Genomic DNA, 13,484 nt, shown 5'->3' with positions numbered 1-13,484 from the left:
AGAAGTTTGGGTACGAGCTGCTTCCAGGGCGCAGGCCCTAGAAGGGAGGCTCGTCCGAGTAGCCGCCGCCGGAGTTGCCACCCCAGCCACCGCCGCCGCCCTGCTGGCCGCCGGACGGGGCGCTGGAGGCCCAGGGGTCGTCGGAGGGAGCTCCGCCGCCCTGCTGGCCGCCGCCGGAGTTGCCACCCCAGCCACCGCCGCCGCCACCCTGCTGACCGCCGCCGCCGTAGCCGCCCTGACCACCGCGACCGGTGGTACGGGTGACCTTGGCCGTGGCGTTACGCAGGCTGGGACCGACTTCCTCGACATCCAGCTCGTAGACCGTGCGCTTGACGCCCTCGCGGTCCTCGTAGGACCGCTGCTTCAGACGGCCCTGCACGACGACGCGCATGCCCTTCTGAAGGGACTCAGCGACGTTCTCCGCCGCCTGACGCCAGACCGAGCAGGTCAGGAACAGGCTCTCGCCGTCCTTCCACTCGTTGGTCTGACGGTCGAAGGTGCGGGGAGTGGACGCGATGCGGAACTTCGCGACCGCCGCACCGGACGGGGTGAAGCGCAGCTCGGGGTCTTCGACAAGGTTGCCGACGACCGTGATGACGGTCTCGCCTGCCATGGGTGAACCTCTCGGCGGGATTGCTTACGGCTGCTTACTGCTACTCGGACCCGAGAACCTTTGAGCGGAAGCTCAGTGGGTCTCGGGGCGGAGGACCTTGGTCCGGAGGACCGACTCGTTCAGGTTCATCTGGCGGTCGAGCTCCTTGACGACCGCAGGCTCGGCCTGCAGGTCGATGACCGAGTAGATGCCCTCGGGCTTCTTCTTGATCTCGTAGGCGAGACGACGACGGCCCCAGGTGTCGACCTTCTCGACCTTTCCGTTGCCCTCACGGACGACGGAGAGGAAGTTCTCGATCAGCGGGGAGACAGCGCGCTCCTCGAGATCGGGGTCGAGGATGACCATCACCTCGTAGTGACGCATGTGGAACCCACCTCCTTTGGACTCAGCGGCCACGGTCGTTCCGTGGCAGGAGGGTCGTGATGCGTAAGCAACGGTGCCGAAGACCGCGGGTCCTGGACGGACCTGGGCAGACACCGGTGCAGATCGTACAGAGTACCTGCACATCGCCCTGCGGTTGAAATCCGGTGGTGAGGGGACGCAATCTGTACACAACGGATGTCGGCGGCGTCACGGACGCCGCCGTCCGGCAGCCACGCCAGGAGGTGCCACATGGCCCAGGCAATGCGACCCGATCCCGGACACTCCCTGTTCGCCACCGACGGCAAGCCCCATCCGCTCCAGGACACCCTGATGGCCGTGACCCTGGCGCTCGGCGTTCTCTCCTTCGTCACGGGGTTCTTCGACAACCTGCACCTGCTGGCTTCGTGGACCGGACTGATCGGCATCCTCACCGGCGCCTACGGCCAGTTCATCTCCGCCACGACCCGCGAACGCTTCCTCCTGGTCATCGGACTGGGTGCCGCCGGGGTGGGCTTCTACCTCGGCATGGCCCACGGCGGCCTCTTCGGCGGAGTGATCAGCTAGACGTGGACATTCGGGGTGCTCCAAGGTCGCAGTAGGCTTCGGCGCGAGAGCCGGAGCCCCTGACCGATGGGGACACACCTGCCGAGGAGCGCCCCGACATGAGCCTGACCCTGAGGACCATCAGCCGAGAGCAGCATCTGGCGTTCATCCAGAGCCAGCCCGCGGCGAGCCACTGCCAGGTCCCGGCGTGGGCTGACGTGAAGACCGAGTGGCGCTCGGAGAACCTCGGCTGGTTCGACAAGTCCGGCGAACTCGTCGGCGCCGGCCTGGTGCTCTACCGTCAGCTGCCGAAGATCAAGCGCTACCTCGCCTATCTGCCCGAGGGCCCGGTCATCAACTGGTACGCGCCGAACCTGGAGGACTGGCTGCAGCCGATGCTGGCGCACCTCAAGAACCAGGGCGCGTTCTCCGTGAAGATGGGCCCGCCGGTCGTCATCCGCCGCTGGGACGCGGCCGCGATCAAGTCCGGCATCCAGGACCCGGACGTCAAGCGCCTGCGCGACGTCGAGGCCACCCACATCGAGCCGCGCGCCTTCGAGGTGGCCGACCGGCTGCGCAAGATGGGCTGGCAGCAGGGCGAGGACGGCGGCGCCGGCTTCGGTGACGTCCAGCCCCGCTACGTCTTCCAGGTGCCGCTCGCGGGCCGCTCGCTCGACGAGGTCCTCAAGGGCTTCAACCAGCTGTGGCGCCGCAACATCAAGAAGGCCGAGAAGGCCGGCGTCGAGGTTGTCCAGGGCGGCTACGAGGACCTCGCCGAGTGGCAGCGGCTGTACGAGATCACGGCCGTCCGCGACAAGTTCCGGCCGCGCCCGCTGTCGTACTTCCAGCGCATGTGGACCGTCCTCAACAACGAGGACCCCAACCGCATGCGGCTCTACTTCGCCCGCCACAACGGCGTGAACCTCTCCGCGGCCACCATGCTCGTCGTCGGCGGCCACGTCTGGTACTCGTACGGTGCCTCCGACAACATCGGCCGCGAGGTCCGGCCCTCGAACGCCATGCAGTGGCGGATGCTGCGCGACGCCTACGCGATGGGCGCCACCGTCTACGACCTGCGGGGCATCTCGGACTCGCTGGACGAGACCGACCACCTCTTCGGCCTGATCCAGTTCAAGGTCGGCACCGGCGGCGAGGCCGTGGAGTACGTGGGCGAATGGGACTTCCCGCTCAACAAGCTCCTGCACAAGGCCCTGGACATCTACATGTCGCGCCGCTGACGCACCCGTCGCCCGGCTGACGACGCGGCGAGGCTTGCGTAGTCTCGTCACCCAGCCTCGTACACACTTTTGACCCATCGCAGCCACCAGAAAGGTCCCGGGCCGGCCATGGCGCTCTCCCTCTACGTCGACACCGCTCGCTGGCGGGCGCACCAGAAGACCGTCATCGACCAGTTCCCGGGGCTCATCCCGGTCTGCAAGGGCAACGGCTACGGCTTCGGCCACGAGCGGCTCTCGGACGAGGCCGGCCGCTTCGGCGCCGACATGCTCGCGGTGGGCACCACGTACGAGGCCGCCAGGATCAAGGACTGGTTCAGCGGCGACCTGCTCGTCCTCACCCCGTTCCGGCGGGGCGAGGAGCCGGTGCCGCTGCCGGACCGGGTGATCCGCTCCGTGTCGTCCGTGGACGGCGTGCGCGCCCTGGTGGGCGCCCGGGTCGTCATCGAGTGCATGAGCTCGATGAAGCGGCACGGCGTCCACGAGGAGGAGCTGCCGCAGCTGCACGCGGCCATCGAGGACGTGCGCCTGGAGGGCTTCGCCCTGCACCTGCCGCTCGACCGCCCGGACGGCACGGACGCCGTCGAGGAGGTCATCGCCTGGATGGACCGGCTGCGGGCCGCCCGGCTGCCGCTGCACACCATGTTCGTCAGCCATCTGCGCGCCGAGGAGCAGGCCCGGCTGCAGCAGCAGTTCCCGCAGACCCGGTTCCGCGCCCGCATCGGCACCCGGCTGTGGCTGGGCGACCACGAGGCCACCGAGTACCGCGGCGCGGTCCTCGACGTCACCCGTGTCGCCAAGGGCGACCGCTTCGGCTACCGCCAGCAGAAGGCCGCCTCCGACGGCTGGCTCGTGGTGGTCGCCGGCGGCACCTCGCACGGTGTCGGCCTGGAGGCCCCGAAGGCGATGCACGGTGTGATGCCGCGTGCCAAGGGCGTGGCCCGCGCCGGTCTCGCCACCGTCAACCGCAACCTGTCGCCGTTCGTCTGGGCCGGCAAGCAGCGCTGGTTCGCCGAGCCGCCGCACATGCAGGTGTCCATCCTGTTCGTGCCGGCCGACGCCCAGGAGCCCCGGGTCGGCGACGAGCTGGTGGCCCACCTGCGGCACACCACCACCCAGTACGACCGGCTCGTCGAGCGCTGAGCCGGCCGGCACCTGACACGGCAGCGGCCCCCGGGGACATCCCGGGGGCCGCTGCTCGTTCCTGGGGTCACTCGCGGGGCAGGCCCCATTCCACGCGCGGCCCCTCTGCCAGCGGCGCCGCGTGCCGGGCCGGGTGCGCCGCCCTGCCGAGCACGAAGGCGTCCTCCGCGCCGTCCAGGACGCCGCCCGAGGGGTCGTCCGAGCCGTCCCGCCGCACCCCGTCCCGGTCGGGCACCAGGATGTCGCGGACGACGAGTGCGCACAGGTAGAGCGTGCCGAGCACGTGCAGGACGATCGCGAACTGGTAGCCGTCGGTCGGCAGGCCCTGCTTGTTGCCGCTGCTCGTGTACGCCAGGTAGAGCCAGATGGCGAGGAAGTACATGACCTCGCACCCCTGCCACACCAGGAAGTCCCGCCAGCGCGGCCTGGCCAGCACCGCCAGCGGGATGAGCCAGAGCACGTACTGCGGCGAGTAGACCTTGTTCGTGAGGACGAACGCGGCCACGATCAGGAAGGCGAGCTGGGCGAGCCGGGGCCGGCGGGGCGCGGTGAAGGCCAGATAGGCCAGCCCCAGGGCGGCAAGGATCATCAGGAACAGCGCCCAGTAGTTGGCCGTCCCAGGTCGGATCACGGCGCCCGTCGTCTGGCTGATGAACAGCCACACGGAGCCGAAGTCGACGTTCCGCTCCGTGCTGAAGACGTAGAACTGCTTCCAGCCCTCCGGAGCGAGCAGCATCACCGGCAGGTTCACCACCAGCCACGACCCGGCCCCGCCGAGCACCGCCGCGCCGAACGCCCGCCACTTCGCCGCCCGCCAGCACAGCAGGAAGACGGGCACGAGCAGCAGTATCGGGTAGAACTTGGCGGCCGTCGCGAGCCCGAGGAGGACACCGAAGCCGAGCGGGCGGCTCCGCGACCACAGCAGCAGCGCGGCGGCCGTGAGGGCGACGGCCAGCAGGTCCCAGTTGATCGTGGCGGTGAGCGCCAGGGCGGGCGCGAGCGCCACGAGGAGGCCGTCCCAGGGGCGCCTACGGTGCGTCCGGGCCACACAGACGGCCAGGACGGCCGTGCAGACCATCAGCAGGCCGGCGTTGACCAGCCAGTACGCCTGCTGCCGCTCGGTCAGGTCGGCGCCGCCGGGCGTCAGCCACGCCGCGACCTGCATGAACAGACCGGTCAGGACCGGGTACTCCAGGAACGGTATGTCGCCGCCGATCCGGTCGAAGTACGGGACCAGGCCGTCCGCGAAGCCGCGCCCGGAGAACAGGTGCGGGATGTCGGAGTAGCAGGCGTGGGTGTACTGGGAGGTGGAGCCCCGGAACCAGGCCCAGTTGTAGCAGGGCAGCTTCTGCACCATGCCGAGCGCGAACATCCCGAGGGCCACCAGGGCGACGACCCGGACCGGCGTGAGCTGCCCGGAGCCGAGCAGCGCCCGGCGTCCGATCGGCCCGCCGATCAGCTCGCTGCCCTTGGCCGCCACGTCGTCCGTGCGGGTGGGGCGGACCACTGCGTCCTGCGGAGGGCTCGTCTTCTGGAGGCTCGGCATGGGGGACATCCTGCCGTACGAGCCCGGGAAAACGCCGAGGGCCGCCGCGCCCGGTTCCGTACACGGGGTACGGAGCGGGTGCGGCGGCCCTCGAAGGCGCCGGTGCGGCGGAATGCCGTCAGGCGGTGGGCGGGATCAGCCGATGCCGCCCCAGGTGCCGCCGTTCGGTTTTCCGGTGCCGTTGGTGGGATCGACGGTGGCGGTTCCCGTCCCCGTCGGGGTCGGGCTGGTGGACCCGCCGGTGGTGCCACCGTTGGCGCCGCCGCCGTTGCCGTTTCCGCCGGTCGTGTCGCACGGCCAGTCCCAGACGCTGCAGGTCTTGCCGGGCTTCCCCGTCTTGGTCGGGTCCGCCGTCGGCGACTCGGTCGACGGGGTGGAGGACGGCGTCTGCGACGGGGTGTCGGTCGGCGTCGGGGTCGGGCTGACGGCGCCACCGCCGAAGACCGCCTCGCCGCCCAGGTCCTCGGGCGCCGGGAAGGTCGACGGCTCGGTGCCCTCGAGCACGGTGCTCATGTAGTCGCGCCAGATCCGCGACGGGAACGAATTACCGTGGATCTTCGGCTGGTTACCGGTGCCGTACATGGACTCGAACTTGCGGTCCTTGAGCGTCTCGTCGTCGGCGAAACGGTACATGTCGACGGCGGTCGACAGCTCGGGGGTGTAGCCCACGAACCAGGCCGAGTTGTTGCCGTCGGTCGTACCCGTCTTGCCGGCCGCCTCGCGGTCGGGGAGCCGCGCCGGCGTACCGGTGCCCTTCTTGACGACGTCCTTCAGCACGTCGGTGACGTTGCTGGCGACGGCGGTCGAGAAGGCCCGCTGGGGCTTGGCCTGGTGCTCGTAGATGACCTCGCCCCTCTGGAGCACCTTGGTGACGGAGTAGACGTCGTTGCGCTCGCCGTTGTTGGCGAAGGTGGAGTAGGCGCCGGCCATGCGGATCGCGCTCGGGGAGGAGATACCGAGGGAGAACGACGGCACGTCGGCCTTCACCAGCGAGGACTCCAGCAGACCCGCGTCGATGGCGGCCTGGCGGACCTTGTCGATGCCGACGTCCATGCCGAGCTGCACGTACGGCGAGTTCGCCGAGTGCTCCATCGCCTCACGCAGGCTGATGTTGCCGTAGCTCGAGTCGTCGTCGTTGGTCTGCTGCCACTCGTTGCCGTTCTCGTCCTGCCAGATCGAGCCGTCGTAGTTCTTGATCCTCAGCTTGTTCTTGCCGTTGTACCGGCTCTTGTCCGGGTCGACGATCCTGCGGCTGCTGGGGCCCTGCACCTTGCCGAGCCTGGGGTCACGCACACCGTCGCGCATCGCGGCGGCCAGCACGAAGGGCTTGAAGGTCGAGCCGACCTGGGCACCGGTCTGGTCGGCGTTGTTGGTGAAGTGCTTGGTGGCGTCCGTGCCGCCGTAGATCGCCACGATCGCGCCCGTCTTCACGTCCACCGACGCACCGCCGAACTGGACGTGGGTGTCGGTCTTCGGGCGCTTCTCCGGGTCGATGTACTCCTTGTTGATCTTCTTGACCGCTTCTTCGAGCGCCTTGACGTTCTTCTTCTTGAACGTGGTGTGGATCTCGAAGCCGCCCTTGGCGAGCTGCTGCGCCGTGATGCCCCGGTCGTTGTTGTTGAGGAAGTTCGCCTCGGCCGTGCGCACCAGGTAGCCGACCTGACCACCCAGCTGCGCGCCCTGCGTCCGCCCCTTCGTCTTGGGGAACTCGGTGTACTTGGCCCGGTCGGCGGCGCTGAGCTTCTGGTCCTTGACCATCTCGTCGAGGATCCACGACCAGCGCTTCTTGGCGCGGTCGGTGTTCGCCGCCGCCGTGGCCGCCGGGTCGATCTCGGGGTAGCCGGCCGGGTCGTAGTACGTGGCGCCCTTGAGCACGGAGGCGAGCAGGGCGCACTCGCTGGGGTTGAGCTTGCTGGCGTCCTTGCCGAAGTACGCGCGGGCCGCCGCCTGGAGACCGTAGGCGCCACGCCCGTAGTACGAGGTGTTGAGGTACCCCGCCATGATCTCGTGCTTGTCCTTCTCGTTGCCCACGCGCATCGAGATGAAGAGTTCCTTGACCTTGCGGGTCACCGTCTGCGACTGGTCGTCGAGGCGGTTGTTCTTCACGTACTGCTGGGTGATGGTGGAGCCGCCCTGGGTCTGGCCACCCTTGGCCATGTTCCACACGGCGCGGGCGATGCCCATCGGGTCGATGCCGGAGTCGGTCCAGAAGGTCTTGTTCTCGGCCGAGACCACCGCGTCCTGCATGGCCATCGGGATCTGGGCGTAGTCGATGATCTGGCGGTTGACCTCACCACCGCTCGCCGCCATCACCGAGCCGTCGGCCCAGTAGTAGACGTTGTTCTGCTGCTTGGCGCTGAGGGCCTCGTCGGGGATGCCCACCATGGCGTACGCGATCGTCGCCGCGCCCATCAGGCCGCCGAAGAACGTGAGGAACAGGCCCGTCACGAGCTTCCACGAGGGCATCCAGCGGCGCCAGCCGTACTTGCCGTACCGCGGATAGTCGATGAACCGCTTCTTGCCGGGACCGCGGCCACCGCCGCCGCCACGGCCGGGACCGGTACCGCGGCCGCCCCCGCCGCGCCGTCCGCCGCCCGCACCGCCCTCGGGCGCGCGCCTGCGCCCACCGCGCTGCGCCGCGCGCCGGGCTTCGGCACGTCCTCCGTAAGGGCGCTGTTCCTCTCCATAAGAAGAGGGCGCCCCGTAGGAGGCGGACGGTGACCCCGTGTCGGCATCATGGCCGGGAGCCGACCTGCGGCCCATTGGCTGCTGGGCGGCGCGCCGGGCCGCAGCGCGGCCGCCAGTCGGCGGCTGCTGCGGCATTTTGCGACGGTGCTCGCTCATCGAACGACTACTCCTCGGGCAGGCGCGTACGCCTGGAAGCGGCAGTTGAGTTCCGGTCCCCCCGAAATGCACACGGCGTGAGCTCGGACCAAAGTCGCGCCGTGCCGCAGCCGGTCACCGGGTTGACTGACGCCCTGCGGCGTCGCTCGGTTCCCGGTGGTCTGCATGCCGCACAGACTACGCACGGCCAAAACCTGCGTTGATGCCGACTTCATCCCAAATCCGGCAAGTCGATTACTGAGAATTGACGATGTGACGCCGGTCACCCGAGTCCCACTTGTCGCAACAGTGAGGCCGTTCTATCGTCGGGATGTATCGAGTCGATACATCAGTACGGCACATCGACTCGGCATAAGAGTTTTCACGAGGTCCGAGAGACGATCCGAGAGCGGAGGAGGCGGCGAATGAGCAGGCGCTCAGGAATCCTCGAGTTCGCCGTCCTCGGCCTGCTCCGCGAGGCCCCGATGCACGGGTACGAGCTGCGCAAGCGGCTCAACACCTCGCTGGGGATCTTCCGGGCGTTCAGCTACGGGACCCTCTACCCCTGCCTCAAGACGCTGGTCGCCAACGGCTGGTTGATCGAGGAGCCGGGCAGCGCCCCCGAGGAGGCCGTGGCGGCTTCACTCGCGGGACGCCGTGCCAAGATCGTCTACCGGTTGACGGCCGCCGGTAAGGAGCACTTCGAGGAGCTCCTCTCCCACACCGGCCCGGACGCCTGGGAGGACGAGCACTTCGCCGCCCGCTTCGCCTTCTTCGGCCAGACGGAGCGCGAGGTGCGGGTGCGGGTGCTGGAGGGCCGCCGCAGCCGGCTGGAGGAGCGTCTGGAGAAGATGCGCGCCTCCCTGAACCGGACGCGCGAGCGCCTCGACGACTACACGCTTGAGCTGCAGCGCCACGGAATGGAGTCCGTGGAGCGCGAAGTGCGCTGGCTGAACGAGCTCATCGAGAGCGAGCGGGCGGGCCGGGATCAGCGATCCCGTTCCGACGCCCCCGAGGGCACCGCTCAGCAGCAAGGAAATTCTGGAGAAACGGGCGGCCTGCCCCGGCACGGGGGCAGTACCCGGCCGGATCCGTCCGACGACACCGCCAAGTGAAACCCTGCTCACCGCAGGGCTTCCACGACACACAGGGAGCAACCGGAAATGGGTTCGGTTCGCGTAGCCATCGTCGGCGTGGGCAACTGCGCCGCCTCGCTGGTGCAGGGCGTCGAGTACTACAAGGACGCCGACCCGGCGACCAAGGTGCCCGGCCTGATGCACGTCCAGTTCGGCGACTACCACGTCCGTGACGTCGAGTTCGTGGCCGCGTTCGACGTGGACGCGAAGAAGGTTGGCCTCGACCTGTCGGACGCCATCGGCGCCAGCGAGAACAACACCATCAAGATCTGCGACGTCCCCAACAAGGGCGTCACGGTCCAGCGCGGTCACACCCTCGACGGTCTCGGCAAGTACTACCGCCAGACCATCGAGGAGTCCGCCGAGGCCCCGGTCGACGTCGTCCAGGTCCTCAAGGACAAGCAGGTCGACGTTCTCGTCTGCTACCTGCCCGTGGGCTCCGAGGACGCCGCGAAGTTCTACGCGCAGTGCGCCATCGACGCCAAGGTCGCCTTCGTCAACGCCCTCCCGGTCTTCATCGCCGGCACCAAGGAGTGGGCCGACAAGTTCACCGAGGCCGGTGTCCCGATCGTCGGTGACGACATCAAGTCCCAGGTGGGCGCCACCATCACGCACCGCGTGATGGCGAAGCTCTTCGAGGACCGCGGTGTCCGTCTCGAGCGCACCATGCAGCTGAACGTCGGCGGCAACATGGACTTCAAGAACATGCTCGAGCGCGAGCGCCTGGAGTCCAAGAAGATCTCCAAGACGCAGGCCGTCACCTCCCAGATCCCCGACCGGGACCTCGGCGACAAGAACGTCCACATCGGCCCCTCGGACTACGTGGCCTGGCTGGACGACCGCAAGTGGGCGTACGTGCGCCTCGAGGGCCGCGCCTTCGGTGACGTCCCGCTGAACCTGGAGTACAAGCTCGAGGTGTGGGACTCCCCGAACTCCGCGGGTGTCATCATCGACGCCCTGCGCGCCGCGAAGATCGCCAAGGACCGCGGCATCGGCGGCCCGATCCTCTCCGCGTCGAGCTACTTCATGAAGTCCCCGCCGGTCCAGTACTTCGACGACGAGGCCCTGGCCAACGTCGAGAAGTTCATCAAGGGCGAGGTCGAGCGCTGACCTGACGGTCCCGCAGACCGTTCGACGGCTCGATGACGAGGGTCCCCGTGGCACTGCCCGGGGGCCCTCGTCGTATGTGAGTCTTGCTGCCATGTCCGTCGTGCGTGATCTGCGCGTCCTGCTGCGCCTGCACAACTTCCGTCGCCTGCTCGCGGTGCGGCTGCTCTCCCAGTGCGCCGACGGCGTCTACCAGGTCGCCCTGGCCACCTATGTCGTCTTCTCCCCCGAGAAGGAGACGAGCCCCGCCGCCATCGCCTCCGCCATGGCCGTCCTGCTGCTCCCCTACTCCTTCGTCGGCCCCTTCGCCGGAGTCCTGCTGGACCGCTGGCAGCGGCGTCAGGTCTTCCTCTACGGCAACCTGCTGCGCACCGTCCTGGCCGCCGGGACCGCGGTGCTGATGCTGGCCTCGGCGCCCGACTGGCTCTTCTACGCCTCCGCCCTCTCCGTCACGGCCGTCAACCGCTTCGTCCTGGCCGGACTCTCCGCCGCGCTCCCGCGCGTGGTCGACGACGAGCGGCTGGTCGTCGCCAACTCTCTCTCCCCGACCGCCGGCACCCTCGCCGCGACCCTGGGCGGCGGACTGGCCTTCGCGATGCGGCTGGTCGCCGACGACTCCGACGCCGCCGTCGTCCTCCTGGGCGCCTTCCTCTATCTCTGCTCCGCCCTCACCTCGCTGCGGATGTCCCGCGAGCTCCTCGGACCGGACCCGGAGCTGGTCCAGCCCCGGCTCGCCAGCGCACTGTCCTCCACCGCGCGCGGACTGGTGCAGGGGCTGCGCCACCTCGCCGAGCGCCGCCCGGCCGCCCGCGCCCTCGCCGCGGTCACCCTCATGCGCTTCTGTTACGGCGCGCTGTTCGTCACCGTGCTCATGCTCAGCCGGTACGCCTGGAGCACCACCCAGGCGCAGGGTCTGGCCGTGCTCGGCTTGGCCGTCGCCGCCTCCGGCGCCGGCTTCTTCGCCGCTGCGGTGCTCTCGCCCGCGGCGGTCGGGAGGCTCGGCCCGTTCGGCTGGATCACACTCTGCGCGGCCGCGGCCGCCGTGCTGACCCCCGCCCTGGGACTGACCTTCGCCCGGACGCCGTTCCTCGTGGCGGCCTTCTTCCTCGGACTGATCACCCAGGGAGCGAAGATCGCCACGGACACGGTCGTCCAGATCTCCGTGGACGACGCCTATCGCGGCCGGGTCTTCTCCCTCTACGACGTGCTCTTCAACGTCGCCTTCGTCAGCGCGGCCGGGGTCGCGGCCCTGATGCTCCCGCCGGACGGGCGATCCCCCGCCATCGTCCTGCTTGTGTCCGCCCTCTACGCGCTCATCGCGCTGGCCCTACGGCGAGCGGGGCGACGTTTCACGTGAAACATCGCCCCGCTGGTGTCGCATGCCGGTCCCGGTCCGCCGTGTTTCACGTGAAACATCGACCGTGAAACGCCGGCGTCCGCATCAGGCGTCCTGGGTCGCCCACCACTCCTTGAGCGCGGCGACGGCGGCGTCGTGCTCCATCGGCCCGTTCTCCAGGCGCAGCTCGAGCAGGAACTTGTAGGCACGGCCGACACCCGGCCCAGGACGGATGCCCAGGATCTCCTGGATCTGGTTGCCGTCGAGGTCGGGACGGATCGAGTCCAGCTCCTCCTGCTCCTGGAGCTTGGCGATGCGCTCCTCCAGGCCGTCGTAGGCGCGGGAGAGCGCGGCGGCCTTGCGCTTGTTGCGGGTGGTGCAGTCGGAGCGGGTCAGCTTGTGGAGACGGGAGAGCAGCGGTCCCGCGTCGCGGACGTAGCGGCGGACGGCGGAGTCGGTCCACTCGCCCGTGCCGTAGCCGTGGAAGCGCAGATGCAGCTCCACCAGCCGCGAGACGTCCTTGATCATCTCGTTGGAGTACTTCAGCGCGGTCATGCGCTTCTTGGTCATCTTCGCGCCGACCACCTCGTGGTGGTGGAACGAGACCCGGCCGTCCCTCTCGAAGCGGCGGGTGCGCGGCTTGCCGATGTCGTGGAGCAGGGCGGCGAGACGCAGCACCAGGTCCGGGCCGTCCTCCTCCAGGTCGATCGCCTGCTCGAGGACGGTGAGCGAGTGCTCGTAGACGTCCTTGTGCCGGTGGTGCTCGTCGCTCTCCAGGCGCAGGGCCGGAAGCTCGGGGACGACGTGCGCGGCCAGGCCGGTGTCGACGAGGAGCCCGAGGCCCTTGCGGGGGTGCGCCGAGAGCAGGAGCTTGTTGAACTCCTCACGGATGCGCTCGGCGGAGACGATCTCCAGCCGGCCGGCCATCTCCGTCATGGCGGTGACGACCTCGGGAGCCACCTCGAAGTCCAGCTGCGCGGCGAAGCGCGCGGCCCGCATCATGCGCAGCGGGTCGTCGGAGAAGGACTCCTCGGGCGTGCCGGGGGTGCGCAGCACCCGCTCGGACAGGTCTTCCAGACCGCCGTGCGGGTCGATGAACTCCTTCTCCGGGAGCGCGACGGCCATGGCGTTGACGGTGAAGTCGCGCCGGACCAGATCCTCCTCGATGGAGTCGCCGTAGGACACCTCGGGCTTGCGCGAGGTGCGGTCGTACGCCTCCGAGCGGTACGTGGTGATCTCCACCAGGAAGTTCTGATCAGCGTCTCCGACGCGGGCCTGCTTCTGGCAGCCGACGGTGCCGAACGCGATCCCGACCTCCCAGACGGCGTCGGCCCAGGGGCGGACGATCTTCAGGACTTCCTCGGGGCGGGCATCGGTGGTGAAGTCCAGGTCGTTGCCGAGACGGCCGAGGAGGGCGTCCCGTACCGAGCCGCCGACCAGCGCGAGGCTGAACCCGGCCTCCTTGAAGCGGATGGCGAGGTCGTCGGCGACGGGGGACACGCGCAGCAGCTCGCTGACGGCGCGGCGCTGCACCTGGCTCAGCGCGGTGGGGGTCTCTTCATTGGCGTTCGGCACAACAGAAAAGGGTACGTGCCCCGGCTCACCGCCATGCCCTCGTTTTCGCGCGGGCATGCCGGGC

General features: G+C 69.2%; 11 protein-coding genes. 6 read left to right on the top strand and 5 right to left on the bottom strand.

Going from position 1 to position 13,484, the window contains the following annotated elements:
- Positions 1 to 37: 37 nt before the first annotated feature.
- Together ACIRSU_RS21515 and rpsF are read right to left on the bottom strand one after the other, a co-directional pair.
- Entirely contained in the window at positions 38 to 613 is a 576-nt protein-coding gene (locus ACIRSU_RS21515; protein WP_386866829.1) for a single-stranded DNA-binding protein, read from the bottom strand.
- A 72-nt stretch (positions 614 to 685) separates the two neighbouring features.
- A complete protein-coding gene (rpsF, locus tag ACIRSU_RS21510) occupies positions 686 to 976 on the bottom strand; it encodes a 30S ribosomal protein S6 (RefSeq protein WP_004950685.1) in 291 nt (96 codons plus the stop codon).
- 249 nt (positions 977 to 1,225) lie between these two features.
- Between rpsF and ACIRSU_RS21505 the strand changes: the two genes are divergently transcribed.
- From ACIRSU_RS21505 to ACIRSU_RS21495, 3 genes are all read left to right on the top strand, one after another.
- Complete coding sequence (locus ACIRSU_RS21505; RefSeq protein WP_403794394.1) at positions 1,226 to 1,540, top strand: hypothetical protein; 315 nt, start codon at positions 1,226 to 1,228, stop codon at positions 1,538 to 1,540.
- Positions 1,541 to 1,638: 98 nt separating this feature from the next.
- Entirely contained in the window at positions 1,639 to 2,757 is a 1,119-nt protein-coding gene (locus tag ACIRSU_RS21500) for a lipid II:glycine glycyltransferase FemX (RefSeq protein WP_403794391.1), read from the top strand.
- A gap of 108 nt (positions 2,758 to 2,865) precedes the next feature.
- On the top strand, positions 2,866 to 3,897 hold the full coding sequence (locus ACIRSU_RS21495) for an alanine racemase (RefSeq protein ID WP_403794388.1): 1,032 nt from the start codon (positions 2,866 to 2,868) through the stop codon (positions 3,895 to 3,897).
- A gap of 67 nt (positions 3,898 to 3,964) precedes the next feature.
- Here the strand turns inward: ACIRSU_RS21495 and ACIRSU_RS21490 are convergent, their stop codons facing one another.
- Positions 3,965 to 5,443 (bottom strand): glycosyltransferase family 87 protein, encoded by a 1,479-nt coding sequence (locus ACIRSU_RS21490; RefSeq protein WP_403794385.1) that lies wholly within the window; start codon positions 5,441 to 5,443, stop codon positions 3,965 to 3,967.
- A 135-nt stretch (positions 5,444 to 5,578) separates the two neighbouring features.
- Entirely contained in the window at positions 5,579 to 8,287 is a 2,709-nt protein-coding gene (locus ACIRSU_RS21485) for a transglycosylase domain-containing protein (RefSeq protein ID WP_403794382.1), read from the bottom strand.
- 404 nt (positions 8,288 to 8,691) lie between these two features.
- Here ACIRSU_RS21485 and ACIRSU_RS21480 point away from each other — a divergent pair, with 404 nt between their 5' ends.
- The 3 genes from ACIRSU_RS21480 (at position 8,692) to ACIRSU_RS21470 (ending at position 11,866) form a co-directional block, all read left to right on the top strand.
- Positions 8,692 to 9,381 carry a helix-turn-helix transcriptional regulator gene (locus tag ACIRSU_RS21480; protein ID WP_403794379.1) on the top strand — a complete coding sequence of 230 codons (690 nt, stop codon included), beginning with the start codon at positions 8,692 to 8,694 and terminating at the stop codon, positions 9,379 to 9,381.
- A 48-nt stretch (positions 9,382 to 9,429) separates the two neighbouring features.
- Positions 9,430 to 10,512 carry an inositol-3-phosphate synthase gene (locus ACIRSU_RS21475; RefSeq protein ID WP_403794377.1) on the top strand — a complete coding sequence of 361 codons (1,083 nt, stop codon included), beginning with the start codon at positions 9,430 to 9,432 and terminating at the stop codon, positions 10,510 to 10,512.
- Between the two features lie 91 nt (positions 10,513 to 10,603).
- Positions 10,604 to 11,866, top strand: a complete 1,263-nt coding sequence (locus ACIRSU_RS21470) for an MFS transporter (protein WP_403794374.1) — start codon at positions 10,604 to 10,606, stop codon at positions 11,864 to 11,866.
- An 84-nt stretch (positions 11,867 to 11,950) separates the two neighbouring features.
- On the opposite strand, the gene ACIRSU_RS21465 is transcribed toward ACIRSU_RS21470, so the two are convergent.
- Positions 11,951 to 13,420 (bottom strand): CCA tRNA nucleotidyltransferase, encoded by a 1,470-nt coding sequence (locus ACIRSU_RS21465; protein WP_403794371.1) that lies wholly within the window; start codon positions 13,418 to 13,420, stop codon positions 11,951 to 11,953.
- Positions 13,421 to 13,484: the final 64 nt, after the last annotated feature.

The sequence above is a fragment of the Streptomyces sp. NPDC101160 genome (assembly GCF_044768205.1).
Classification (GTDB): Bacteria; Actinomycetota; Actinomycetes; order Streptomycetales; family Streptomycetaceae; genus Streptomyces.
This window is presented reverse-complemented; position numbering and strand designations above follow the sequence as displayed.

Bases quoted from the DNA above. Each gene is read 5' to 3' on its own strand.
- ACIRSU_RS21515 (WP_386866829.1), bottom strand. From the start codon at position 613: ATGGCAGGCGAGACCGTCATCACGGTCGTCGGCAACCTTGTCGAAGAC.
- rpsF (WP_004950685.1), bottom strand. From the start codon at position 976: ATGCGTCACTACGAGGTGATGGTCATCCTCGACCCCGATCTCGAGGAG.
- ACIRSU_RS21505 (WP_403794394.1), top strand. From the start codon at position 1,226: ATGGCCCAGGCAATGCGACCCGATCCCGGACACTCCCTGTTCGCCACC.
- ACIRSU_RS21500 (WP_403794391.1), top strand. From the start codon at position 1,639: ATGAGCCTGACCCTGAGGACCATCAGCCGAGAGCAGCATCTGGCGTTC.
- ACIRSU_RS21495 (WP_403794388.1), top strand. From the start codon at position 2,866: ATGGCGCTCTCCCTCTACGTCGACACCGCTCGCTGGCGGGCGCACCAG.
- ACIRSU_RS21490 (WP_403794385.1), bottom strand. From the start codon at position 5,443: ATGCCGAGCCTCCAGAAGACGAGCCCTCCGCAGGACGCAGTGGTCCGC.
- ACIRSU_RS21485 (WP_403794382.1), bottom strand. From the start codon at position 8,287: ATGAGCGAGCACCGTCGCAAAATGCCGCAGCAGCCGCCGACTGGCGGC.
- ACIRSU_RS21480 (WP_403794379.1), top strand. From the start codon at position 8,692: ATGAGCAGGCGCTCAGGAATCCTCGAGTTCGCCGTCCTCGGCCTGCTC.
- ACIRSU_RS21475 (WP_403794377.1), top strand. From the start codon at position 9,430: ATGGGTTCGGTTCGCGTAGCCATCGTCGGCGTGGGCAACTGCGCCGCC.
- ACIRSU_RS21470 (WP_403794374.1), top strand. From the start codon at position 10,604: ATGTCCGTCGTGCGTGATCTGCGCGTCCTGCTGCGCCTGCACAACTTC.